Raw genomic sequence first — 26,513 nt, forward strand, 5'->3', positions numbered from 1 at the left:
TGCACAAAAAAGGGGCCGGGACACAAGTCCTAGCCTCTTATTATTTTCGAATCATTATTTTAGAACGTGAACCCAAAAGTGACTTTTGGCCACGCCATTACCAAATGTGAACGCGCTTTTCAGTAGCTAAGTACATGCCATCGCCTTGTTTAAGGTCAAAGGTTGTGAAGAAATCATCAAGATTTTGGATTTGGACGTTGGCTCGTAATTTTGCGGGTGCGTGGACATCAATCGCCAATAATAGTTGTTGGTATTCTGGTTGGGCCTTGGTTCGCCAAATGGTTGCCCAGTTGGTAAAGAAGACAGAGAGGTCAACGTCACTTTCACCTTTGGCGGCTTCAAGCGCACAGCTTAGACCGCCGGCATCGGCAATATTTTCCGATACGGTTAATTTACCATTCACTTGTTGACCTGCAAACGGTAAGCCAGCGAATTCGGTAATCATTGCTTGTGCCTTTTCTTTGAATTGCGCTGAATCTGCTTTGGTCCACCAATTGTGTAAATTACCAAATTCATCGAATAAGGCACCATTGTTATCGAAGGCGTGGGAAATTTCATGCGCAATCACTGCACCAATGCCACCATAGTTTGCACTAGAGGGTTGATCCAAACTGTAGAATGGTGCCTGTAAAATTGCGGCCGGAAAAACGATAATATTACGGAATGGATGGTAATAAGCGTTTACGGTTGCGGCGCTCATTTCCCATTTATCGCGGTCAACAGGTTGTTGCCATTTTGCAAAGCGATCTTGCTGGCTAATTCGAACAAAGTTAAGTGTATTTTCCAGTAGGGTACCACCTTGAGTAGCAGTTTTTGTTTTGAATAATTTGTATAAGGGATCTAACTGGTCAGGATAGCCAACTTGAATACCGAGATTATTAAGCTTAACAACGGCCTTTTCCCGAGTCGCTTTGGATAACCAATTATTGTTAGTTAGACGTTGTTTATAGACACTAATCATCTTGGTGACCATATCGTGGACGTCTTGTTTAGCGGTGGCGCCAAAATATTTGTGACCATAATAAAGACCAACAACCTGATCAAATTGACCAGAGGCTAAATAGTAGGCACTTTTTTGCTGCTTCGTGGCCTCTTTACTGCCAGAAAGTGCGCGACCGTAAATACCGGCAGTTTGGCGGAAGTCTTCAGATAGATAGCTTGAAAATCCCCGAATCGTTTGAACTAGTAACCAGCTCTTTAGTAACGGGAAGGTAGTATCATTAATCATTTCATCAAAGGCAGCGTAAAATTTAGGTTCAGTCACAATAATCTGTGTTGGTGTGCCCTTAACTAGTTGTTTAATTAGACTACCTAAATCCAGTGAGTGACTATTTGCTGTGAAAGTTGAAAAGTCTTGGGGATTATACATTTTGCTATAATCCGCGCTTTCTTCCGCACTCTTAACGTGAGGAGCAAGTGACTTATCAAAGGCCAGTGCTTCCGAAATGATTTTCTCTGCGTCGGCTGTTTGGTAACCGGCTAATGTAAATAACTTAGTCATCATTTGACTGAAGACTTGAAGCAGCTGGGGGCCGGCTTGATTGTCCTTAGCGTAGTAGGTCTTATCTGGTAGGATCAGACTGGGTGCACTGGCAAATAAAGTGTTGATTTTAGTATTTTTCATGTCGGCGTCAACATCGATATCAAACGGTGTTGGCAGGCCACTTAGAATCCATTCGGCCAGATTATTTTGCCAATCCTTTAGGCTAGTTAAGTTAGTAACTTGTGCCAGGATAGTTTTCAGCGGGGCAGCGCCATCTTGATCACGCTTAGTAAAGTCAGCTGCTAAACGATAGTAAGCTAAGAAAGATGCTAGTTGTTCGTTAGGAACAGTCAGTTGACCAGCATTCATCTGCTTAAAGTCGGCCATTAAGGTTTTATCAATCTCATCAACTAAATCTTGAAAACCGCCTGTTGCTGGTTTATCGGCCGGAATTGTCGCTGTTTTCAACCAATCAGCGTTAATTGCTTCATAGAAGTCATCTTTCAAAGTTGGTGTTGCAGTGTTAGTTGTTGTTTTATCTTGCGTCATCAAATCATCCTTCCGTAGGTATCAATCAATACCACTTTAAAATCCATGATACACGGATTAAGTGTAAAATAAAAAATAAAGTTACTTTTATTTTACATTAATGCTGGTATTTAATTGGGGCACAATTGACAGTCATTCTGAAAAACAAGTATGATGATAAAAATAGGTTATGTGGAGGTATTATGAAATTAAAATTTTGGGGTAATTTGTTTTTGATTAGTTCGCTACTTTTACTTTTTAATCAACCAGTCATAGCGGCTAAAAAGACAACAACTTACGTGGCTCCGTACGCTGGTAAGATTGAAAACTATCAGTATCAAGGTAAGAAATATCGAATTCCGGCCGCTTACATTCAACAAAAGGGACAGAAGATGGCGGCGCTGGCAGTGACTAATGATCATAAAGGCCACGTCATCTTGGTAAGTTACATTGGCGATGCAACGGCAACAAAAAAGTATTTTGCGTTTAGGGGCACGGTCCGTTACTTTGCCAGTCTCTATAACGAAAAGGACTTCATCGCTCGTTACTTGGAAGGCCAAGCCAGTTCAACTAAGCAAGATTATTTGGCAGCTTTGACCTACGCCGCAACGCACACCATGCCAGTCATCAATAAAAATAAGCACTCCACCCAATTTCAAACAGTTCCACAGCTTTATCAATTGGAAGACGTAAATGTGACCAGTTCAAATAAATTGATTCGAGCAAAATTAAAAACGTACACTAAAAAGGAACAGATGGATCTAGGCCAGTCGGTCTTAGCTACACCTGAGGTCACTATGTTGAATCAACAAGGTGAGCGCGGGGCCGTTTCTTATCAAGCAGGCGACGTTAGCCAAATTAATGTTGATCCACTGGCCTTTTTACGTAGCTGATGCTCATAAACTGAGCGTCTCTTCAAACACTCTTTAAAGTGAGGATAGGTGAAGACATGCTAAAAAAGCATTCGTGGTTAGTAGCGCTATTAGGATTGCTGTTGGTTATGTGCTGGTCACAACCGGCTGCGGCGAAAAGTTATAATATTACTAATTATTCAGTCAATATTAATGTGACAAAGAGCGGTGACGCGCAAGTTACCCAACGCATTCGTTATGATTTTGATGGTGATTTTAATGGTGTCTATTACAAACAAGATATTGCCGGTATTAAGGGATTAGTTAATCCACAGGTTGCAATTGACCAAGATGGTCACGAGCAACGGCTAGCGGAGAATACAACCGGGGCGCCTAATACTTTCAGTACAACGCAGACTGATGATGCCTACCAGCTAAAGGTTTACCATCCGATTAGTAACCAGGCGGCCACGTTTATTTATCGTTACCAGTTAAATGGGGTGGTTACTAACTATGCCGATACGGCTACGCTGAATTGGAAGGTAATTGGTACCGGCTGGGAAGTTCCGCTTAATAATGTTCACATTACAATTCAATTGCCGCAAAAATCTGTCCAAGGACTGCAGGCATGGGCACATGGTCCGCTAAATGGGCAAGTAACCGTTGACCGAAAAAATGGGCGTGTGGTGATGAAGGTGGCAGAAGTACCTGCGAAAACTTTTGTTCAAAGTCGCCTACTATTTCCGACAACGGTAACGGCGCAAAATCCACAACGCAGTACTAAAAAAATGAAGCACAAGATTCAAAAGCAAGAGGCAAAATTTGCCCAAGAGGCCAATCAGAAACGGGAAATGCAACGGCGAATTCCAATCATTATTGCGTTTTCAGCCTTGGCGATTGCTGCATTTAATTTGATTTATCAACTTATCTGGCTAACGCGGCATCCTGCTGATCATTATCCTAAGCCCACGCCAGTTCCACATAGTTTTGATATTCCGCCGTACTCACCAGCAGTTGCTCAGCGTTTGTTGAAGCGCGATGGACCAGACGCAAAGGCTTTTACAGCGACATTAATGGCGTTAGCGGCTAAAGGTGAGATTGTGATTGAAGCAGATCATAAAACTTATCGGCTTACCAAAACGGCCAAATTATCGGCCGCTATTTTGAAGCAACCGCTTTTTGATTTGTTATTTAACCAGATTGGTAAGGCAAGTTCAGTCACTATGGCCCAAATCCAGGCCTATGGTAGACAGCAAAACGGGCGGTTGAGTGACGCCTTTTCTAGTTGGGTAACTCACCAGCGGCAACAAACAACCGCGTTAGGCTTCAACAATAAAACAAATCAACTAGTACGCTCCCACGCTTTTACACTTGCGCTAATTAGCAGTATTTTTACTGTGATTGCGCTTGTCTGTGATTTTTATATTGCAACTGGAACAAAAAATAGTCCGTTAACCTGGCCAGTTATCGTTACGGCGGGTTTATTATTAGTGGTTAGTTGGGGCGTTTGGCTAGTTAAAGTGAGCCATTTGCCACGTTATGTTCAATCAGGTAGTCAAGCAATTGAAAAACTTCATGGCTTTGATCGAATGCTACGCGACATTGGCCATTTTGATACGGCAAAAGTTGGCGATTTAATATTGTGGGAGCAGATCTTACCCTATGCAGTTGCGTTTGGTTCGGCCAAAAAAGTTGCTGCAGCGTTGAAGGCCAATTTCTCTGATGAACAATTACGCGTTGGTTTACCAATTGGCTATCCATTATTTATTTACTCACAATCATTTGCCGGCACTGATTTTAGCAGTAGTTTCACGAGTACATTCTCTTCAAGTGTTGCTGCTAATTCAATATCAAGCACTAGTGGTGGTTCGGGTGGTTTCTCTGGTGGTGGCACTGGGGGCTTTGGTGGTGGTTCCGGCGGTGGCGCTTTCTAAAACGTAATGGAAAAAATGTGTAGGTGCTACTTCGAAGGACTACTTAATTATTTGCGGGTGCTACTAGAACCAACCGCCATTGTGCGGTAAGTTGGCTTTTAAAATACAGGTAAAAAAACAATGTTCCGCTATTTTTTAAATAGTCAGAACATTGTTTTTTAGTATTACGCCGATTTAGATTGTTGTTCCTTCAAAATGGCGTAAATTCGTTTAACATCGGCACTAGTTCCACGTAACTCGTAATCACCGATAAAGGGCATGTTGTAATCGCGGGCGTACATTTTTGCTGTTAAGCAGTATTGCTCGTTAAAATTACGGTTACCGGAGCCAACGACGCCTAAACAGTAGTCGCGGTTCTTATGGTAAGCAATATATTCACCCATTGCGTTGGTCATCAGTTCATCGACGCCATTATCAATGCCGTTTCCGCCATCTAAATAGGTGGGGACAAAGGCGAAATAGGCCTGTGTTTCATCAGCGTAAGGTGTTGCTTCCGAAATTTCTTTGAGGCTAATCAGGGGTTCATTGGCATCTTCTTGGTGTTTTTTTGCGGCATAGGTTTGTAAATCTTCAACAAAAGAGCGCGTATTACCGGAGATTGAAATATATAAAATGTTTAACATGATGAACTCCTTCAAGTATAAGATAATTTCTGTTCTTAATTTAACACAATCTGGCTCTTCAAACACGTTTACGTTATCAATTGAAAAATATAAAGTCGGGTTAAAAATGGTGTCAGGACCTACTTGGCGCTATGTTTAATTTGGTGGGTACTTTTTAATGAAAAAAGTTTAAGGGGCATTTTAAAAAACCATAAATTTTTCTTGCAATCCCAAAATAATCGCGTTAATATATGGCCTAAGTTATTTATTGAACAATACGGAGGGATTTTTATGGAGATCCAAATAGGCAATACTGTTCGATGCAAGGCAAATGGTAATATGGAAGCTGATTTTTCCGGTAAAGTGGAGAAAGTGTACGATAATTCAGCGTTAGTTAATATTACTGATTATGCCAAAACAGATGAAATCAACTTTGATGATTTACAGCACAAGGCCGTAATTAGTTTGGCCAAAATGAAATTAGTTGAATAGTGTGTTGGATGCTTTTTTTGTTCAATAGGGAGTGTTTGAAAAAGCGCTTAAAATCTGCGGATCCTGTTTTTTAAACGCATTTACGCCCAAGTAGTCAGGAAAATACTAGTAAGCCTACTTTCTATATCTGATTGCGACCTTAATTAATAATAGTGCCACTTGAATTCGCTTTCATTAAACAATTTTCAAAAAAAGGACTATCATGAAGTAGTAAGGTGAAACGTGGCTACAATAATGAGTGTTAATTTACCCATCGGTGCAAGAACGCTAAAATAACCTTTAATTTGTAAAGGAGATCATATTTTGGCAGAAGAACAGGCTAAGACTAAAAAACCGGAGATTACGTACGATCAAGCAGATATTGATAAGGCAGTTGACTTGATTAAAAAACAAGGCTACGTAACGCGTAAGGACATTCCTAACATTGACAACGATGATTGGGCGAAGGGTTTCACAACTAAGATCAGCGATACTTTTCATAATGCTGATGAAGATCCATATATTTATTACGAGCGGTACGATTTTGCTGATCATGAAATCACGGGAATTATTTTTGATATGGATCAAACTAAAACACGGCAAGAAGCTGGTCGGCTACTCGGACAGGCACTTAAATTAAAATCTTTTGAATAAAAAATAAAAGTGAGTGGGTAACAGCAGAATCTCTGCCGATTACTCACTCATTTTTATTTTTGGATTTTTTTTGCCGCAGTAGTACTTAAAGTCTGCCAAGCATTGGTCAACTTAAAGGTATAGTGTCGCCGCTGAAATTGGTTATTTTCACCAGTGATACCAAACAAAGTGTGCATCAATTGATTTCGGTACACCCACCGCGTTGTAGCAATGCTAACCTGAGCCTTATTCTGTCCTTTCTTGACGGTGTAACTAGTACGGACAGTTGAAGTTGGCGTTGGTTTTACTTGTTTTGAATTTGTTCGGTAAAGGTAAATTCTTTCGGTGCCATTTGTTCCTAGTGGTTGGTAGAGTAATAAGTTCATCTTACTAGCGGGCGTACTAGATAGGAGTGGTCTTTTACGGGTACTTGTTACTTCGTGCATTCCGAAGTGTGCCGTGTCGTTAAGTGTGATTAAACCCATACTAACAAAAATTAAAATTAAACTTAGCCAATTTATCCAACTTCGGCTGCCACTCTTTTTTAAAAAGATCATTGAGCCACTAAAAATAAGAATTCCAATGGTTAAAAAAACTAAAATCATAGTTACTTGGCCTCCTTAGCATCCAGCACTGAAGTACTCTGTGCGTTATTACCATCTTTCAGCATAAAGGTTAGGCAAAGTCCGATGGCGCAGAAGACAAGTGAAACGATGAAGGCAGCGTGGTAACCGGCCAAATTAGCGTTAATTGCCTGCGTTCGGTAGGTAAGGGGTGTTTGGTGTAAAAGCACTTTGGCCGGTAGTCGGTTAGTGGTAACGTTAGTTAAAATACTAATCAAAATGGCCGTTCCCATTGATGCTGCAACTTGCCGGGCAGTATTGTTGACGGCCGTTCCGTGACTAATTAAGCGAATTGGTAAGGCGTTCATACCAGTTGTAGTTACGGGCATTGTGACCATTGTGATACCGAACATTCGCATCGTATAAAGTGCCGTTATATAAATGAGTGGCGTTTTATCAGTTAGTGTAACAAAGAAAACCGTACCAGTGGTTAGTAGAATCATGCCTGTCATTGCTAAACGTTTGGCACCAATTTCGTCAAAAATTTTACCAGTGATCGGGCTCATAATTCCCATCATAATGGCACCAGGTAGTAAGATTAAACCAGACTGAAAGGCGGATTCACCCCGAACGGTTTGGATATAGAGGGGTAAGATCATTTCGACACCCATCATTGCCATGTAGGCAACGGCAGTTAAAATTGCTGACAAGGTGAAGGCCTTAACCCTAAAGACACGCAGCTCAAGTAACGGCTTGTCCATGTGTAGCTGGCGGTAGACAAAGAGTGCGACAAAGATTATCCCAATAATAAGGGGTACGTACACCTGGGCATCGCCCCAGCCCTTGGCACCAACTGATGAAAAGGCATAGAGCATGGTCCCAAAGCCGATTGTAGAAACAATAACGGATAGGATATCAATTTTTGGATGTGAGGTCTGTAAAACTTTCCGCATGGTGAAAAATGATAATACTAAAACAAAGCCGTTAACTGGTAGAATCACTAAAAACAGCATTCGCCATGAATAATGAACTAAAATCCAACCGGAAAGAGTTGGGCCAATAGCCGGTGCTAGACCAATAACAATTCCGGCCAGACCCATGGCAGTACCACGTTTTGCGGGCGGGAAAATAGTAAGCATAATCGTTTGAAAAACAGGTGCTGAAATACCAACGCCCATCGCTTCAATTAAACGCCCTGTGAGCAGCATCCCGAAGCTGCTGGCTTCATAACAAACGAAGGTACCAATCCAAAATAAGCTCATAGCTGTTATGTAAAGGTATTTTGAATTGAAACGAGTAAGCAATCATGCGGTAATAGGAATCATAATCCCCATAACAAGCATGAAGCCCGTTGTTAACCATTGAACGGTATCCGCCGTGATGTTAAAGTGTTTCATCAGGGTTGGAAAAGCCGTTGTTAGAATTGTCTGCATAATGAAAGTTGAAAAAGTACCAACCAATAACGTTAAAACTAATAGTAGCCGATTATAAGGTCGTCCATTAGCATCGATAACTTGATCAGTTGATGTTGATTGCTGTGCCATAAAATGTTCCTTCTTCTTTTTAGGATAATCACAACCATTAATTATACCACTTGTTATGATTGAGCCACCAATTACTGACTGTGAGCTTAGACTAAGGCGTGTTTGGAAGATACTTTTAATAGTCTTTCCTTGATCAAATTTGCGGAAACGTGTTGGGAAAGGCAGCTTCCTGCGGTTGCCATGTTTCAACTTGGCGGTCTTTGCCTTAGTTGAATGGGCAATGGATGAAGCATCAAGATTATTAGCGTACTTGGCTGTGACTCGGACTTCGGTCCATCTTAGTCCGATCGACATTGTTAGTAATGCTAAATTTAAAGCAGGTTTGGAAAGTGCTTTTACTTGTCCTTCTCTAACCAATTTGTGGAAACGTGTTGGGAAAAGCAGCTTCCTGCGGTTGCCATGTTTCAACTTGGCGCTTTTCGCCGTAGTTGAATGGACAACGTATGAAGCATCTAGATTATTAGCGTTTTGTGCTAATAATCCTCAATTGCGGAATAGTAGCTACAACAGCCAAATCACCTTTTTCAAAGGTAATTCGTCTGTTTAGGCTAATGCTCGGAAGCTAATCGCTTTTCCCAACACTCTTTAGTTGACGGCTAAGTAATTTGATGCTATGCTCCAATGAGTTTAATAAAAGTGTGAGGTAGACCTTTAAGTAATCTATTATCTGGGTGTCAGGAAGTCGGTGGGTGCTGCGAACCGATCAGGGTAATAAGCTTGAAATACGGTTTACTGTTGAAGCATACGGTAGAAATCTCGTTAACGATTTTTAAGTGGAGGCCAGATTCTGGTCTCAATTTGGGTGGTACCACGGTTAAATCGTCCCTGTTGCAATTTTGCAGCAGGGACTTTTTTTATGGAAAGGATGAAGAAAATGCGGACAAAGGTTGGTTTTAGTGAAGCACTTGTTGTTTTAATTATTATGTTAACAATCATGGGGGTTGGCGTGATCGGCTTTGGCCTATCACCACAGACACCAGTCATGCTAGTAATTGCGTTAATCATGTTGTGGGCGCGTTTGCGTCATTTTGAATTTACGGTGATTAATAAGGGTATTCAAGAAGGAATTGAAACTGGTATTATTCCAATCTTTATTTTTATTTTAGTTGGGGCACTCATTAGTACTTGGATTGCTGCTGGAATTATTCCTTCGTTAATGGTTTTTGGTTTTAAATTAATTAGCGTTCGTTGGTTTGTTCCATCAGTATTTGTTGTTTGTGCACTCGTTGGAACGTCCGTTGGCAGTGCTTTTACCGTTATTTCGACTGTAGGGATTGCTTTCTTTGGGATGGGAATGACCATGGGTGTCAATCCGGCATTAGTTGCCGGAGCAATTATTTCTGGTGCTGTGTTTGGCGATAAGTCGTCACCTTTATCAGAATCGACTAATCTGACCGCGGCAGTCGTAGGAGCAGATTTATTTAAACACATTGAAAATTTAATGTGGACTACCATTCCTGCCTTTATCATTAGCCTGTTGGGTTTTACAATTTTAGGCCATGGTGCGGCGGCCGCAAACTTTGGCAAAATCAATCGAACTGTTGCCGTTCTAACACAGAACTTTAACGTTTCACTGTGGGCGATCGTGCCGATAAGTTTAATGTTTATCTGTGCTTGGCGAAAGATGCCCGCCATTCCAACTTTATTTTTGAATATTTTTGTCTCAGTTTTGATGATTTTCATTGAACAACCTTCAATGTCCTTGAAAAAGATTGCCGCCATTATTGAAACAGGTTTTGTTGCCAAAAGCGGTAATACTGATGTTGATATGTTACTAACACGGGGTGGAATTTCCAGTATGATGGGGACGGTTTCGTTGATTGTTTTAACCTTATCGCTTGGTGGTCTTTTAATGAAATTAGGTTTAATTGATGCAATTATGGTGCCCCTGGCCAAACGACTTAATACTGATGGTAAATTGGTGACAGCTGGGATTGTCGCTGGGATCGGTGTTAATTTATTTATCGGCGAGCAATTCTTATCCGTTATTTTGCCAGGCAAGGCTTTTAAAAAGGCATTTAATCAGGCTGGACTGGCTAATGTTGCATTGGGGCGTGTTTTGGAAGATGGCGGGACCGTGATTAATTATTTAGTTCCTTGGGGAGTAGCTGGTGTTTTTGCCGCGAATACATTAGGGGTTCCAACGCTGGACTACTTACCATTTACTTTCTTTAGTTTGCTCTCGCCAATTTTTTCTTTACTAAGTGGTTACACTGGTATTGGTTTGAAACGAATAGCTAGTAAGTAAGTGGTGTTTGAAATCATTCTTTTTAAAGGCGCGCAAGTAAGATTGACGAAATTTTTGCGCTAGGGGCGTATAATAGACAACATCAGATATAGGAGTTGATGAGGATGGATTGGTTTAAGGTGATGTGGGATTGTGTTATCACCCTTAACACCGTACTTGCTGTTGTAACGGTTTTTCGCCAGCACCGTGATATTTCAACAACGTGGGCCTGGTTATTGGTTTTAGTAATGTTGCCAGTTATTGGTTTTATTTTATATCTCTTTACCGGGCGTGGGTTAGGCCGGGAGAAGATTTTTAATTTAGAACATCAGGATCGCACGGGGCTGGCCCAGATGATTGCTTCCCAAAGAAAGGATGATATTGAATTTGCAACGCCAATATCGGAGAATATGACCGCCAACGCTAGCAGTCTTGTTCATTTTTTTGAAATGACTGATCAGGCACCTTTGACTAAACGGAATAAAGTTGAGATTTTTACTGATGGTGAAGAAAAGTTTGCCGCTTTATTTAAAGACATTCGGCAGGCAAAGCATAGCATTCACGTTGAATATTACACAATTTATAATGATCAAATTGGTAACGAATTGCTGCGGATACTGGAACAAAAGGCCAAAGAGGGCGTCGAAGTTCGCGTACTCTACGATGCATTTGGTTCGCACGGGACAACGGCAAAGTGGTTCCGCACCTTGGAGTCATTAGGCGGCCAAGCGGCGACCTTCATCACATCGCATAATTCAATCACCAAAACCCGCTTAAATTATCATGTCCATCGTAAAATTGTCGTGGTGGATGGTCAAATCGGCTATACCGGTGGGTTTAATGTGGGTGATCAATATTTAGGTCGAAGTAAGAAATTTGGTTATTGGCGTGATACGCACCTGCGTATTATTGGTACCGGTGTTATGGCGTTACAAACACATTTTATTATGGATTGGAATGCCTCGGTTAAAGAAGATCGACACCTTAATTACCAATTACGTTTTTTCCCGACGCCATTACGGCCGAAGGATGCAACAACGGCGTTACAAATTGTGACCTCTGGCCCGTCAGCACAGAAAGAACAAATTAAATCTGGTTACATTAAAATGATTAGTATGGCCAAAAAAAATGTCTGGATTCAATCGCCCTATTTAGTACCGGATGAAAGTGTACTTTCGGCGCTAACGATTGCGGCCGAATCGGGGATTGATGTTCGCATAATGATTCCGAATATGCCAGATCATCCGTTCATTTACCGGGCAACGCAGTATTACGCAAAAATTTTATTCGCGGCCGGGGTTAAAATTTACATCTACGAAAAAGGCTTCCTCCACGCTAAAACAGTCGTCACTGACGGTAAATTGGCGACCGTTGGTTCAGCAAATCAGGATTTTCGGAGTTATAAGTTGAATTTTGAAGTGAACGCTTTTCTTTATGATATTAAAGTTGCACGCCAGCTGGCTCGAATTTTTGAAAAGGATATGACTGATTCTCGCTTGTTAACGCAGGCCGAAATCGATGATCAATCACGTTGGCTAGTATTAAAACAGAATTTTTCTAGATTGTTATCGCCAGTTCTATAATTTTCGCCTTACAATTATTTTAATTATTGCCAAAGGGAACGAAGGGAAGTTTCAAAAATTAAACGACAAATTAATTGGCGTCAATTAGGGGTAGGTATTTTGGCTTTTTTAGTGGCCGTACTTTTAGGCTACGCAATTATTTATCGATTAACCCATCGCGGTCACTTTGGAATTGGGCCTTTTCGACTGTTACGATTAGGTGTCTTGATGGTCATTGCGTTATCGTTTGGAATTCGCCAAATCCAAAATAGTTTAAATAAATAGTTAATTAGAAATTAGTAGCCTAATGAAATTGACAGCCGCTGTTCGATGGCTGTTTTATGAAACATGTTTTAGCTATATTGTATGAAAAAGCAAAACAGGAGGTCACGACATAGATAATTTATGTCGTGACCTCCTGTTTTGATTAGTATTTGTGCGCAGCAAATGGATGCAATTAAAAGCTTATTTTTGCTCGTCTTGCTCACTTTCGACAAGTTTCGGTATTATCGGCTGAATTTTAACCTCAAACCAATTGATGTAGGCATTTTCCATATCGGCAACTTTTAAAGAAAACTGATCGATTTGAACAATATCATTCAAATGAATACTAGGATTATCTTTCATGACAAAACCAGTTAAAGTGACGACGTCTGAGTCATCAAAGCTTTTGATTTTAACGTTGAAGTAGCGTTCAAAATCGTAAAGCGTTATTTTACCATTAACCCGGTAAGTTTCATCGGCCTGCTTGAGCACATATTCTTCAGAAGGTTTTTCATTTTCATCCTTAACGGTTCCAAAAAGTTCTTCATAAATGTCCCGATCAGTGACAATACCACTGGTACCACCGTATTCATCAACAACGACGACAATTGGTGTTTGCTTTTGGACCATCTGTGCCAACACGGTTTGTAATGAGGCCGTTTCTGGAACGGTAATAATATTGCGAAGCATTTTACTGACGTGAATTGAATCATCACTTTCGGCTTGTTTGATTAAATCGTAATTATAAACGTAGCCTAAAATGTCGTCCTTGTCATTGTGTTCAACGACTGGAAAACGGCTGAAGCCTTCTTTAACGTAAAGATCAATTACTTCGGCAACAGTTGCTGTAACATCAACCACAATTAAGGAAGTGCGATCAATCATGATATCCTTAGCGACTTTATCGTTCATTTCAAAAGCACGTTCCATATAAATGTAGTCATTTCGTTCCAATTGACCGCCGGAAACTGCATTTTTAGATAATTTCAAAATTTCAGCCTGCGAATAGTTAGCATTTTCTTCATCTGCTGGTTGTAAGCCGATTAATTTAACGACGCCAGTTGAGGAAGTATTTAGGAGCCAAACAAACGGATAAAATAGAATGTGAAAATAATGTAATGGTGTTGTGACAAACATCATCGCCTGCATTGGCATATCAATTGAGATATTTTTTGGAACAATTTCGGTAAAGACAACTTCTAAGTAGGTTAGAACTAGGACACCGAGAATTGCGCCAACAATGTGTAAAACGGCGGGACTCAGTAAATGATCAAGATTGAATAGATCAATTAAAATGGATTCCACTGTTGATTCACCAATCCAACCTAAAATAATCCCAGCAACACTAACCCCAACTTGAGTAGTCGATAAATATTCATTTAATTTGTGTACCATGTCTAAAGCGGTACTGATTTTACGTGACTTACCCCCACGTTTTTCTAATTCTTCCTCTAAAGCGCTAGGTCGAACCTGAACTAAGGCAAATTCACAGGCAACGAAGAAAGCCGCAAAGAGAAAGGTGATTAACATAATCAGTAGGTTAATAGCGATTTGACTACTTGCCACAATTATTCCCCATTTCACTCGATAATTAGTCTATTTTAACATGTTTAACTTTAAGAAGCCTAAAATAATTAAATTTATACTTATAGTTATGTCATTATTAAGGTATATTCAAAAAAGTAAATTTAACCGGCATTTAATATATAATGCTTAACGAATACTTAAATCGGCCTTCAGACCGTTTTTATTCACTAGCACTGTGCTAACATGTAGAAAAGATTTTACGTTTACACGAAAGATAGACATTGAAAATGAAGAGGAGCCATGTTTCGAGTGCTCGATTTTCGTGCAAGGAGAATGGACATCCAATGAAAATGAGATTTTTACGTTAACGTAAAATAGACATTAATAATGAAGAGGAGCCATGTTTCGAGTGCACGGTTTTCGTGCAAGGAGAATGGACATCCAATGAAAATGAGATTTTTACGTTAACGTAAAAATAGACATTAATAATGAAGAGGAGCCCGCCACCATGCTATTAACTATTATTATCGTTGTGCTTTTAGGCTTAGCAATCTATCGCGGCTTGCATCGTGGCCTAATTGTTGAATTATTATATTCACTAGGCTATATTGCCGTTTTTATCTTTGCCCGAATGACCTACCAAACAGTTGGGGTGGCATTAGCTAATCTAACTGGAACAACGACAACCAATTTTGGACTTGCAAATTCAATTGCCTTTTTGTTACTTACTGCAATTGGCTGGATGCTAATTCACTTTATTGCTAGATTATCACGTTACATTACCTTTTTACCGGTTATCCATCAGGCCAATGGTTTGGCAGGTGGCATTGTTGGTTTCGTGATTACTTACCTGATGGTTTTTGTAGTTCTTTGCATTGGCGCGCTGTTACCAGTGCAGTCATTTCAAAATCAACTGCAGGAATCAACCGTTGCCCAAACTATTTTGACTAAGACCCCCGTTCTAACCAGTAACTTATTGCAACGGTATCTAGGGCATACGGATTCTAATTCCGATACTTCAAATAAAACCACTACCGATCAAACAACTAATCAGACATCGATCTAAATAGTGGGACAAAGTAACTAGCGGTAGGCAATCTAAGCCGTGTTAGTAAAATGCTTTTACCACAAGAATAGACAACATTCGAAGCAGCATCAGCCAGTTATGATCTTTGTAAATAACTAACTTTAACTGCGAAGTAGAAGCTAACCACTTTTTCAACCACTCTCTAAGCGGATTACTTTGGCCCACTTTTTTTAATTTTAATTAAAAAAAGTGGGCCAATTCTGCTATGATGTACTTAATTGGGAAATGGAAAGGTTAGTTGTCGCTTATGAAGAGAGAAAATGCGCTATCAATTTTAAAAAAACTAATTCAAATTAAATCAGTTAATCAAAATGAAGCGACCGTGGCGGATTATATTGCGGATTTATTTCATCCGTATCCGGCTGCACAAGTAACGCGCGTTGAGTACGCACCAGGCCGAACTAATTTAGTAATTACAGTGAATGGTCAGGCTGATGGAAAAATAATTGGTCTAGCCGGGCACACCGACGTTGTTGCGCCAGGGGATGTTGCTAATTGGAAGTACCCACCATTTAGTGGAACTGAGGCAATGAATAAGATTTATGGTCGCGGTGCTACTGATATGAAGAGCGGGTTAGCGGCTATGGTTTGCGTTTTGTTAGATCTCTTAGCGGCAGGGACACCTTTTAACGGGAAAATTCGTTTATTTGCAACTGTTGGTGAAGAAACCGGGGAGTACGGTGCCGCCCAGTTAACTAAACAGGGATTTGCGGATGATTTAGATGCTTTAATCATTGGCGAGCCTAGTAACCTGAATGTTGAATACACGCACCGCGGTGTCATTGACTATACTGTCATGTCTGTCGGTAAGAGCGCTCATAGTGCCGAGCCACAACGCGGTATTAATGCTATTCAGAATCTACTATTGTTCTATCCGCGAATTCAGGCGTTAATGGCCAGCAAGGATCAGGTTGATCCGGTACTTGGTGGGCTATTACATAATATTACGTTGATTTCTGGTGGTGATCAGATTAATAGTATTCCGGCACGGGCAATGCTGTCAGGCAATGTGCGGACAATTCCGGCATACCCAACCAAAAATTTAATGACAGAAATAACGCAATTAGTTGCTGAGCTTAATCAAATAGATGGTGTTCATCTTGAAATCACTTATCATTATCCAGAAAGTCCGTTACCTGGCAACCCTAAGGCACCATTTGTTCAGCTAGTTAAACAAATTGCTGCTGAACGATTGGATCGGGAAATTCCAGTAGTTGGCGATAGTGGCGCAACGGATGCTTCAGAATTTATTCACGCTGCAAAACGATTTCCAATTGTTATTTTTGGACCGGGTAACGATTCGGGACATCAAGTTGATGAGAACGTAGTAATTTCAGATTATTTGGCTGCGATCCAAATTTACCATCAGGTTATTGATACGTTTTTAAAATAGAAAATAAATAGGACTTCAGAATTGGCCATCTTAGCTGGCAATTCTGAAGTCCTTTTAGGTGCTTTATACTAAGTAAATTTGTTGAAGTTCCTTGATATCGTGATCACTCAGATCAAGATCAGTGTGCAAGTAATTTTTTAGATCACCAGCCTCGTGCTTAATTTCAGTTAAGGCAGTAGCCAGGTAATCAGGATGAACGGTTAACAGCGACTGAATATTTGTGACGACGTTTTGATGTGCGTTTAGTGATTTTAATTCAGCGAGCCGGTGTTCAATGTGCGGGGCCGCAATTGTATTTGTTAGTAAATAATCAGCCTTAATTGTTTCACGGTCCACACCTAACGCAGTGAGCAAGAAAACGGCACCCATACCAGTACGGTCCTTCCCAGCAGTACAGTGAAATAAAACAGCCTCATTATCCTCTGTATTAGCCAATAACGTTGCAAAAAAATCATGATAAACTTTTTTGGCGTGGGGATCGGCAATCAAATTATGGTAGACCTTGAGCATTCGTTCATGGCCGCTATTTGGATTATCCCGGTATTCAATTTCTAATTCGTGCATTGATTGTGAATTTTGGGTCTGATCATAATCAAATACTGGAAGATAGTGATAGGTTGCACGAACAGGAACCTTATCTGGTGTTTGAGTAACTTCATCATTTGAACGAAAATCGATATCTTGACGGACACCGTAATCACTTAAATAGGTTAAGTCACGGGAATTTAGTTCGCCTAATAGGCCTGAACGCACTAATTTATGGTACTTAACGTGTTGACCGTTTTGTGATTCGTAACCACCAAGTTCACGAAAATTACTGCCAGTTGTGATGGGTAATGCCTGATTTGCTGTCTGTTCTACCATTTGTGGATCCTCCTAAGTTCTGTAAGGGTTATGTGACATGAAATTTATTTTCAAAGGCCAACGGTTTATTTGGGCCATGTTTAAAAATTACTTTTGCGAAAGTATTCTTCTGACTGATTTAGTGTAAACGTGCTTAAAAATTGGCTTTTTCAAACACTCCTTGTAACCCCATAGCGTGCACTAGAAACGTGGTCACAAATAAAGGCAGCTTAAAAGAAGTTGCCTTTCGTCAATACTGTACCATAAAAAGTGTCTTTAACGGTAAAATTTGTTCAATCAGATCGTTAATCGTTAACCATTTCAAGACCAAGTACGGTCAAGTGACCATTGGCGATTAACTGAATGATTAATTTAGCGAGGTGCTCCGGTGAAAAACTACCATCAGAATACACCCACCAATGAACCGTGCCAATAAAAATCGAAGTCATGTAGGAAACAATAAAGCTAGTCGGAATGGGTGTTTCGTCCTGGGTAATTTTAAGTTGCGAGAATAATTGTGCGTATCTTTTTTGTAAAAGATCCTGAAGCATTTTTGCCAACGTATTTTGATTGGTTTCGCTAGATGCTAATACGAAAAATTCACGGTTGGCCCAGATTTCTTGAAAGAGTTGCGTTAAGAGGGTTTCAATTGTATTTATTTTGAGTTTGTTGCCATCGCGGATGATATCAGCATCCAGAATTTTCGCGAATGAAGTTATCGCTTTATTGAAAATTTGTTGGTAAAGGTCCTGCTTATCCTTGAAATGGGCGTAGAAGGTAGCACGATTGATCATTGCCTCATCGGCAATTTCCTGAATTGTTACGGCAGAAAGGCCTTTTTTTTCCACCAATTTCATAAAAGCACTGAAGATCATCTTTTTAGTTCGAATAACACGCAAATCAGTTTGTTTGGCCATAGAGGCACTTCCTAAACGTTTTTTGAGTAGAGTTCGATAACATATAAAAATTGATTATTTGTAGAATGGATATTTCCTGGGACTTTACCGGCCTATGCAAAAATAAAATAACCAGATATCCAACAATTTTAAACTGTTCGTCGTGTAAGCTCACAAATCGGCCTAAATTGCTGATTGCATAAACATTGTGAAGCAGTAGACTAAACATATATAGTATAACAGACAAGTTGTTGGTTATTCAACGATCTGTTAGTTAATGAAGGACAACTGATGTGATCGCTAAGGGCGAGAGACTTAGATGGGAGGAATACTATGACAAAACTACGTGGTGGGATCGACGTTGGGTCGACAACTGTGAAACTTGTTATTATGAATGAGCAAAATGAGACGTTATTTGCTCGTTATGAGCGCCATTATTCCGATGTGAAAACAGCGAGTAAAAAAATTATCGATGAAGCAATTAAGGAATTAGGGCCGACTGTGCCAATTTCATTTACAATCACGGGTTCTGGTGGTATGGGCCTCGCAAACTTACTACAACTTAAATTTATTCAAGAAGTTATTGCTTGTACCAAAACGGTTGAGGAATTAATTCCGCAAACGGATGTCAGTATTGAACTTGGTGGTGAGGACGCCAAGATTACGTTCTTTGGTGCTTCACTTGAACAACGGATGAACGGTAGTTGTGCCGGTGGGACTGGTGCTTTTATTGACCAAATGGCAACACTTTTAAAAACCGATGCAAATGGCCTTAATATAATGGCTAGGGATTACGAAATGATTTATCCGATTGCTTCGCGTTGTGGTGTCTTTGCAAAAACGGATGTTCAGCCGCTGATTAATGATGGTGCTAAAAAGGCGGATATCGCTGCGAGTATCTTTCAGGCAGTGGTCAACCAAACAATCGCCGGGTTGGCCTCTGGTCGTAAAATTCGCGGTAAGGTGGCCTTTCTTGGTGGCCCACTGTATTTTATGGATCAACTGCGCGCCCGTTTTATTGATACTTTGAATTTAGCACCAGAAGATGTTGTCTTTCCAGCTGATCCACAATTATTTGTGGCTAAAGGTGCCGCATTTTATGCTGCTGACCAACCAGAAATAACGTTAGTCACTTTGGCCGATCGGTTAGTTAACGGCGATGATAGTGTTATGAAACCTTCCCGCTCCTTAGCGCCATTATTTAAAAATGATGATGAGTTGCAGGAATTTCGCAAGCGCCACGCCCAGGCTAAGGTTGAAGAACGTGATCTAGCTAGTTATCACGGCACGGCCTTTTTAGGAATTGATGCGGGATCAACCACAACTAAAGTGGCTTTGATGAGTACCGATCACAAGCTACTATATACTTATTATGACAGCAATGATGGCGATCCGCTAAAGAAAACGGAAGAAATTTTGAGGGACTTATACGCTAAATTACCTGCTGATGTGGTTATTGGTAAAACGGCCGTTACTGGTTACGGTGAACATTTAATCAAAAACGCCTTAATGGTTGATATTGGTGAAGTTGAAACGGTAGCCCATTACCGAGCGGCTCATTATTTCCAACCAAACGTCGATTTTATCCTCGATATTGGCGGTCAAGATATGAAAGCAATGACCGTTAAAAACGATGCTTTAGCGACAATTAAATTGAACGAGGCCTGTTCTTCTGGGTGTGGTTCTTTCATTGAAACGTTTGCGACCTCACTAAAGTATTCAGTTAAGAATTTTGCGCAGGCGGCTTTGCTTGCACAGCATCCCGCTGATCTTGGTTCCCGCTGTACTGTCTTTATGAACTCTAAGGTCAAACAAGTTCAAAAAGAGGGTGCCTCAATTGGTGACATTTCTGCCGGCTTATCAATGTCGGTAATTAAAAATGCCCTTTATAAGGTTATTAAATTACGGCGGCCTGAAGATTTAGGCGAGAATATTGTTTGTCAAGGTGGGACTTTTTATAATGAGGCCGTTTTACGGGCCTTTGAACTTATTTCTGGGCGCCAAGTAATCCGGCCTAACATTGCGGGTTTAATGGGCGCTTATGGGGCGGCGTTGATCGCCGAAGAGGCGTACCAAGATGGGGACCAAACAACCTTACTAAAGCCTGAACAGATGGATAACTTAACCTCTAAAAAAGAATTTATGCACTGTGGCCTTTGTGAAAACAACTGTGCCTTAACGATCACTATTTTTAATGATGGGCGCCGCTTTGTCACCGGTAATCGGTGTGAACGTGGTGAGGCACGGGGCATGAAGCAACGAGTGCCGAAGAGTAACGGTAAAATTAATCTTGTTCAAGAAAAGTATAAATTACTATTTAGTTACCGGCCACTACGTAAAAAATTAGCTACCCGGGGTATTATTGGAATGCCACGCGTTCTAAATATGTACGAAGACTATCCTATGTGGCAAACTTTTTTCACTAAGTTAGGCATTCGCGCTGAATTATCACCAAAGGGCAGCAAAGAACAATACGAAAAAGGGATTGAAACAATTCCTAGCGACACAGTTTGTTATCCGGCCAAACAAGTTCATGGCCATATTCAGGCTTTAATTGACAAGGGCGTTAAGACAATCTTCTATCCCGGAGTTGTTTATGAACGCGAAGAAAATAAAGATGCACAAAACCATTTTAACTGTCCAATTGTTCAGTCGTACCCCGATGTTATCAAAAATAATGTTGACGAGATTCGTGAGGGTAAAGTGAACTACCTTGATCCTTATTTAAACTTGGCCGATCACGAATCAACGGCGAAAAACCTTTGTGAGGCACTTAGTAGTTTTGACGTTAGCTTAGATGAAGTCAAAACGGCCTTAGAAGCGGGCTATGCTGAATTAGAACACTTTAAACAGCAGGTTCGCGATCGCGGTGAAGATACCTTACGTTTATTAAAACAAAATGGTGAACGGGGGATTGTTTTAGCTGGCCGACCTTATCACCTTGATCCTGAAGTCAATCATGGTATTTCGCAGATTATGACTGCGGAAGGCTTTAACGTGTTGACGGAAGACTCAATTGCGCATCTTGGCGACGTTAAAGGTCTACGAGTTGTCAATCAGTGGGTTTATCATTCCCGTCTTTACGCTGCGGCTCGAGTAGCGGCGCGTGATCCACAGCTGGAACTAGTTCAGTTAAATTCGTTTGGTTGTGGCCTAGACGCCATTGATACGGACCAGGTTGAAGATATTATGAGCCAGTACAATCGACTTTACACCGTTTTGAAAATTGATGAGGGTACCAATATGGGTGCAGTTCGAATTCGGTTACGTTCGTTAAAGGCCGCGGTTAAGGAACGAAATAAACGTTTGATTATGCCAACGAAACAATTCGAAGATGACAAACCAATTACCTTTACCAAAGATATGCAAAAAGAACACTATACTTTACTGATGCCAATGATGTCCCCAATTCATCAAAATGGGTTGGTTGATGTTGCTTTACAAGCGTCTGGTTATAACGTGGTTAATTTGCCAACTGATGACCACCACGCAATTGATGAAGGGCAGAAGTTTGTTAATAACGATGCTTGTTTCCCAGCAATTATTTCAATTGGCCAGATGTTAGAGGCATTGAAGAGTGGCAAATATGATCTGGATCATACTGCCGTGATGATGACACAAACAGGTGGTGGCTGCCGAGCAACCAACTATATTCCACTAATCCGTAAGGCCTTGAAGGACGCTGGCTTCGCAAAGATTCCAGTTGTTTCAATGTCATTAGGTAATCAAGGCGTTGAAGAAACACCTGGCTTCAAGTTAACCTTACCGTTACTCAAACGAGTAGCATTAGGTTTCTTGTATGGTGATTTATTCGAGCGTGTGGTTTATAAGACTCGCCCTTATGAACAGAATCCAGGGCAAGTTGACCAAATGCATGCGGATTGGTTAAAGCTTGTTAAACCAAGTATCGTTAAGGGCAGCTTCCGGCAATTCAAAAAGAACGTTCGCCAAATTGTTCGCGACTTCGATACTGTTCCGTTAACTGATGAAATCCGACCAAAAGTTGGTTTAGTCGGTGAAATTTTAGTTAAATATTCGCCAATCGCTAATAATGATCTTGTTCATTTATTAGAAAGTGAAGGTGCTGAAGCCGTTGTTCCTGATATTGTCGGTTTCATGAATTACTCGCTCTATAATCAAATCTATAAGTATAAACAGTTTGGTTTTGCTAAAAAGTCAGAGGTTCTGGCGGAGATGGGCCTGAAACTGATTAATTGGTGTGAGAAGCCAATGCAGGCGGCCTTAGTTGCTTCCGATCGTTTTACTGGGATTGATGCAATTGAAACGTTAGCAAATGATGCCAGCAAGGTACTTTCATTAGGAAATCAAACTGGAGAAGGTTGGTTCTTAACTGGTGAAATGATTAGTCTGTTGAAAGAAGACGTCAATAATATCATTTGCATGCAGCCATTTGGTTGTTTGCCCAATCACGTGGTTGGTAAAGGTGTGGTCAAAGAATTACGCCGGGAATATCCGAAGGCAAACATCGCTCCAATTGACTACGATCCTGGTGTTTCAATTGTTAACCAACTTAATCGAATTCGGCTGATGTTGGCTACGGCTAATAAAGCTTTGGATAAGGAAGAAGAAGTTAAGGTTCATTAATTGAGTCAAAGCAACTACTTGATTTGATCTATCTGCCAGTAATATAGCCAATTTTTAAGACGCAATAAAAAGAACGTAGCCGTTACTTGGCTACGTTCTTTGCGTCTCGGAAATAAATAAAGTTATTGAACTAGTTTCTGCTGGAGAAATTCTTGAAGAACGACGGCCTGATTATGAGTCTCATCCTTTGCACCGAAAAGTAAAATGACGTTACCAACGGCCAGTTTTTCTTTAACTAGTTGGCAAAAATCAGTAGTTGCTGGATTACTATTTAATTCGGTGAGGTAACGTTGTTTAAATTCCGGGTATTTAGAAATTTCGTGGTTAAACCACTGCCGCAATTCTTTACTAGGCGCAATCTCTTTTTCCCAGCTGGCCAATGCTGCATTGACCTTAGAAATATCACGTGGCCAAACACGATCAACCAAAATTCGGTAGCCGGCAGTATCAACTGGTTTTGTATAGATTCGTTCAATTTTTAATGCCATACTGTTCCACCTCTTTTTAAATTCAATCAATTATGGCAGGTGTATCGAGAAATTAATTTTACTAATGTTTTTTCGCCAAGTTTAATCTAAATCGCAGATTGTAAAAATAATTTACCAAGCGACAGTTCCGTAAGTATTCGTAAAAGTAGCAGTAGCTTGATTATTGGGACTAGTGGCAAGTTCAATTGTACGTGCGATTCCAAAACTAACTGGTTTTGCTCCTAATTTCTTGACCAGTTCAGGTGTGGCACCGCCAAATTCGGTTGCCACCATACCTGGGTCGATTGCATTGACTGTAATTGGCAAATTAGCGCTAGACATTTCCTTAGCCAGCTGAACAGTATACATGTTAGCCGCTGCCTTTGCTGATTGGTAACCGACTGCCACAGCGTGATAGACGTTTGCCTTGGGATTCAGCGTTTCGGTCTTAGAGCCCATGATACTTGAAATATTAATAATCTTGGCCTTTGAACTCTTTTTAAGTAAAGGTAACATCTTTTGGGTGACGTCAACCAGACCAAAATAGTTAATTTCAAAATCCGCGCGGAGATTAGTCAATTTAACTTCAGACGGCTTTTGTTGAAAATCAAATACCGCACCGGCATTATTGATTAGTATGGTAAGATACCCGTATTTATCAGTGATTATTTGGGCGGCCTTTGAGACAGAGATTGGATCTGTTACATCTAACTGGACCAAATCTGCTTTGATTTCTATTTGCGCTAACTGAGCAATAGCCGCCTTTCCCTTTTCCAAATTTCGCGATCCCATGATGACCCGCTGACCTTTTTGACTCAATTCTTTGACAACTTCTAATCCCATACCGCGATTACCGCCGGTTACTAAGGTAATAATTTCATTTGTATTCATAAGCGCTAACTTCCTTTCAGGTAATTAATAGTTAATTCAATCCACTGGTATTGCTAGGAGGAGCCAGCACTTCGCGAACACTTAAATGATAAAGTGAATCAGAATATGACTACTTATTGAGAAACAAAAAGATTCGGTCTTAAAAGGTACGCACCAAAATAAGCGGTGACAACATCAGTAATGATCTTAAATTGAAAAGTGGAATCTAAATATCCTTTGCGGCGCACACCAGTGGCTTGTTAGAGTAATTGCAAGGTTGGTAGTAATTTTTCTGGCTGGTCAATAAATTTTGTCGGTTTGGCGGCCGAGAGTTCTGTTATTGAGCCGAAACCATAAGTTACCGCAACACTTTGTAAATGGTGATCATGGGCACCATTAATGTCATTTTCCCGGTCACCAACCATAGCAATTTTGGCAGGCTGGGTGAGCTTTTCCGCGTTGAGGGCGTAGGCAATGATTTCACTCTTTGCTGCGCGTTTTTCATCCATACTGGCACCATAAATACCATTAAAATAGGTTGTTAGACCAAAGTGTTCGCAGATTTGTTCCGCGTATTTTTCAGGTTTAGAGGTTGTCATAAAAATTTGGTAACCAGTTTGTTGTAATGCAGCAAGCATCGCCGGGACACCTTGATAAACGGAATTTTCAAAAATACCTTGTTCAACGTAATATTCTCGGTAGGCCTTAAGGGCATCTTCTGCTTGCAGTGCTGTTAGACCAAAGTATTTTTCGTATGAGGCCAACAGTGGTGGCCCGATAAAAAGCTGTAGGGTAGCCGCCGATTTTTGCGGTAAACCAAGTTTTTTAATTGAATAGTTTAACGAATTAATAATTCCTGGCTTTGAGTCGGTTAAGGTACCATCGAGGTCAAAGAGGACTGTTTTGATTGTCATTGCGATCCAACTTTCTAATCGATTTATCCTTATTATAAGTCATGTTCAAAATGGTTGACAGTGTCCGGGTCAATTCTGTGGTAAAATAAGTTTAATTTGACGAAAGGACGTGAAAACGTCATGCGTGAAACACGAAGAGCACAGCAACAGGGTAATCGCGCTCAAAAAGAACCACGGCCCGTAAAACACCATTCTGTGATCGGTGCACTACTAACTATTATTTTAACTTTTAGCTTATTTATAGCCGTCGGTAGTGGGGTTCTAAGGCAAACAGCATTTAATCCAGATTTTGTTGCTAATGAAATCACTAAAACTAACGCTGCCAAGACACTGACGAAAAAAGTTAATACTGAGGCCGTGAATTACGCAACGCAGTATCACATTCCGGCATCTGCAGTCGCTCATTTAGTAACTAAAACTGCGGTGCAAAGTGATCTGACGCAAACGATTAAAAATATTTACGCAAATAAAACTGATCCTGTAAGTACGACCCACATTATTGCCCACGTTAAGCAAAATTTAACGACCGCAATTGAAAAGAATGTGCCCTTACTAGCAGGTTCGACAACAATTGTTGATTTAATCACAACGCAGCTTACTTCAAGTTATCAACAAATGCTGCAGGTGCCACAAGTGACGCAAGCTGAATCACAATTGGCTAGTTATAATCAGATCATTCAGGCCGTCTTTTGGATTGCTTTAGTTATTTCAGTAGTCGGTTTAATCCTATTATTGATTAGTGATCATCATTTATTTTTGACGTTACGGCATATTGGTTGGGCAGCCTTAATTAGTGGCGGACTCCTATTTTTACTACGAATAGGAATGAACGCCTTAGGGATTGTTGATTATCTGGCCATTGCGGCAAAAGAGTTTAGTGAAGTGGCTACCCAGTTAGGGAATTCGATTATTAGCAGTTTTACACTGCCTAGCATAGTTTTAATGTTAATTGGAATAGTTAGCTTGATTGTTGGTCATTTAAAACGAGTTCGCTAAAAAAGTAGGACAAAAAGTCGGTTTTAGGTTCACTGCGTCAGGCAAGCTAATCTAATAACCATACTATGGCTATTGGATTAGCTGTAGTCGTGTTTAGCGCACGTTCTAGGGTAACGTTCAGAAACAATAAGAGGCTGGGACTTTTGTCCCAGCCTCTTTAAGCATTTTAGTTGTTTCCCGAATTATTCATACGAGGTTTAATATCGGCATACCGCACAATTTTGGACCAATTCTCGTGCTGCTATGGCGTAGT

The 26,513-nt window shown here is 40.5% G+C and carries 20 protein-coding genes and 1 pseudogene; 11 read left to right on the top strand and 10 right to left on the bottom strand.

Translation table 11 applies throughout. The features are described 5' to 3' along the window. Nucleotides 1-97 precede the first annotated feature (97 nt). Nucleotides 98-2,032, bottom strand: coding sequence for a M13 family metallopeptidase (locus tag EKM61_RS03040; RefSeq protein ID WP_068225649.1), 1,935 nt, complete (start codon nt 2,030-2,032; stop codon nt 98-100). 182 nt (nt 2,033-2,214) lie between these two features. Between EKM61_RS03040 and EKM61_RS03045 the strand changes: the two genes are divergently transcribed. Continuing rightward, a complete protein-coding gene (locus EKM61_RS03045; RefSeq protein WP_068225648.1) occupies nt 2,215-2,904 on the top strand; it encodes a hypothetical protein in 690 nt (229 codons plus the stop codon). Between the two features lie 56 nt (nt 2,905-2,960). Then, a complete protein-coding gene (locus tag EKM61_RS03050) occupies nt 2,961-4,796 on the top strand; it encodes a DUF2207 domain-containing protein (RefSeq protein ID WP_068225647.1) in 1,836 nt (611 codons plus the stop codon). A 164-nt stretch (nt 4,797-4,960) separates the two neighbouring features. Here EKM61_RS03050 and nrdI read toward each other — a convergent pair whose 3' ends face one another. After that, a complete protein-coding gene (gene nrdI / locus EKM61_RS03055) occupies nt 4,961-5,419 on the bottom strand; it encodes a class Ib ribonucleoside-diphosphate reductase assembly flavoprotein NrdI (RefSeq protein ID WP_068225646.1) in 459 nt (152 codons plus the stop codon). Nucleotides 5,420-5,689: 270 nt separating this feature from the next. Here nrdI and EKM61_RS03060 point away from each other — a divergent pair, with 270 nt between their 5' ends. Further along, the gene (locus EKM61_RS03060; RefSeq protein ID WP_068225645.1) at nt 5,690-5,890 is read left to right on the top strand and encodes a DUF2187 family protein; all 201 of its coding nucleotides are present in this window, start codon (nt 5,690-5,692) and stop codon (nt 5,888-5,890) included. 303 nt (nt 5,891-6,193) lie between these two features. Beyond that, nucleotides 6,194-6,523, top strand: a complete 330-nt coding sequence (locus EKM61_RS03065; protein WP_068225644.1) for a hypothetical protein — start codon at nt 6,194-6,196, stop codon at nt 6,521-6,523. A 53-nt stretch (nt 6,524-6,576) separates the two neighbouring features. Here EKM61_RS03065 and EKM61_RS03070 read toward each other — a convergent pair whose 3' ends face one another. Together EKM61_RS03070 and EKM61_RS03075 are read right to left on the bottom strand one after the other, a co-directional pair. Next, nucleotides 6,577-7,107 (bottom strand): DUF4811 domain-containing protein, encoded by a 531-nt coding sequence (locus tag EKM61_RS03070; protein WP_068225643.1) that lies wholly within the window; start codon nt 7,105-7,107, stop codon nt 6,577-6,579. 2 nt (nt 7,108-7,109) lie between these two features. After that, nucleotides 7,110-8,609: pseudogene (locus EKM61_RS03075) on the bottom strand (MDR family MFS transporter). A gap of 865 nt (nt 8,610-9,474) precedes the next feature. On the opposite strand from EKM61_RS03075, the gene nhaC reads away from it, so the two are divergent. From nhaC to EKM61_RS11990, 3 genes are all read left to right on the top strand, one after another. Continuing rightward, nucleotides 9,475-10,857, top strand: coding sequence for a Na+/H+ antiporter NhaC (gene nhaC / locus EKM61_RS03080; RefSeq protein WP_075168902.1), 1,383 nt, complete (start codon nt 9,475-9,477; stop codon nt 10,855-10,857). Between the two features lie 104 nt (nt 10,858-10,961). Further along, entirely contained in the window at nt 10,962-12,419 is a 1,458-nt protein-coding gene (cls, locus tag EKM61_RS03085; protein WP_068225641.1) for a cardiolipin synthase, read from the top strand. Nucleotides 12,420-12,518: 99 nt separating this feature from the next. After that, a complete protein-coding gene (locus EKM61_RS11990; RefSeq protein ID WP_156519999.1) occupies nt 12,519-12,683 on the top strand; it encodes a hypothetical protein in 165 nt (54 codons plus the stop codon). Nucleotides 12,684-12,863: 180 nt separating this feature from the next. Here EKM61_RS11990 and EKM61_RS03090 read toward each other — a convergent pair whose 3' ends face one another. Next, a complete protein-coding gene (locus EKM61_RS03090) occupies nt 12,864-14,228 on the bottom strand; it encodes a hemolysin family protein (RefSeq protein ID WP_068225639.1) in 1,365 nt (454 codons plus the stop codon). A 469-nt stretch (nt 14,229-14,697) separates the two neighbouring features. Here EKM61_RS03090 and EKM61_RS03095 point away from each other — a divergent pair, with 469 nt between their 5' ends. Both EKM61_RS03095 and EKM61_RS03100 read left to right on the top strand, forming a co-directional pair. Continuing rightward, nucleotides 14,698-15,255, top strand: coding sequence for a CvpA family protein (locus EKM61_RS03095; protein ID WP_068225638.1), 558 nt, complete (start codon nt 14,698-14,700; stop codon nt 15,253-15,255). A 268-nt stretch (nt 15,256-15,523) separates the two neighbouring features. Next, nucleotides 15,524-16,669 (top strand): ArgE/DapE family deacylase, encoded by a 1,146-nt coding sequence (locus EKM61_RS03100; protein WP_068225637.1) that lies wholly within the window; start codon nt 15,524-15,526, stop codon nt 16,667-16,669. Nucleotides 16,670-16,732: 63 nt separating this feature from the next. Here the strand turns inward: EKM61_RS03100 and EKM61_RS03105 are convergent, their stop codons facing one another. Next, entirely contained in the window at nt 16,733-17,533 is an 801-nt protein-coding gene (locus EKM61_RS03105; protein ID WP_068225636.1) for a tyrosine-protein phosphatase, read from the bottom strand. 284 nt (nt 17,534-17,817) lie between these two features. Next, nucleotides 17,818-18,429: a TetR/AcrR family transcriptional regulator gene (locus EKM61_RS03110; protein WP_068225635.1), complete on the bottom strand. Its 612-nt coding sequence runs from the start codon at nt 18,427-18,429 to the stop codon at nt 17,818-17,820. A 312-nt stretch (nt 18,430-18,741) separates the two neighbouring features. Here EKM61_RS03110 and EKM61_RS03115 point away from each other — a divergent pair, with 312 nt between their 5' ends. Next, on the top strand, nt 18,742-23,013 hold the full coding sequence (locus EKM61_RS03115; protein ID WP_068225634.1) for a 2-hydroxyacyl-CoA dehydratase: 4,272 nt from the start codon (nt 18,742-18,744) through the stop codon (nt 23,011-23,013). A 122-nt stretch (nt 23,014-23,135) separates the two neighbouring features. Here the strand turns inward: EKM61_RS03115 and EKM61_RS03120 are convergent, their stop codons facing one another. The 3 genes from EKM61_RS03120 to EKM61_RS03130 all read right to left on the bottom strand — a co-directional run bounded on the left by EKM61_RS03120 (nt 23,136) and on the right by EKM61_RS03130 (nt 25,264). Next, nucleotides 23,136-23,501 carry a DUF488 domain-containing protein gene (locus tag EKM61_RS03120; protein ID WP_068225633.1) on the bottom strand — a complete coding sequence of 122 codons (366 nt, stop codon included), beginning with the start codon at nt 23,499-23,501 and terminating at the stop codon, nt 23,136-23,138. Between the two features lie 111 nt (nt 23,502-23,612). Continuing rightward, nucleotides 23,613-24,371, bottom strand: a complete 759-nt coding sequence (locus tag EKM61_RS03125) for an SDR family NAD(P)-dependent oxidoreductase (protein WP_068377080.1) — start codon at nt 24,369-24,371, stop codon at nt 23,613-23,615. A 239-nt stretch (nt 24,372-24,610) separates the two neighbouring features. Continuing rightward, nucleotides 24,611-25,264: an HAD-IA family hydrolase gene (locus tag EKM61_RS03130; protein ID WP_068225631.1), complete on the bottom strand. Its 654-nt coding sequence runs from the start codon at nt 25,262-25,264 to the stop codon at nt 24,611-24,613. Nucleotides 25,265-25,384: 120 nt separating this feature from the next. Between EKM61_RS03130 and EKM61_RS03135 the strand changes: the two genes are divergently transcribed. Further along, a complete protein-coding gene (locus EKM61_RS03135; RefSeq protein ID WP_068225630.1) occupies nt 25,385-26,260 on the top strand; it encodes a hypothetical protein in 876 nt (291 codons plus the stop codon). Nucleotides 26,261-26,513: the final 253 nt, after the last annotated feature.

This window comes from Loigolactobacillus backii (assembly GCF_003946275.1).
Taxonomy (GTDB): domain Bacteria; phylum Bacillota; class Bacilli; order Lactobacillales; family Lactobacillaceae; genus Loigolactobacillus; species Loigolactobacillus backii.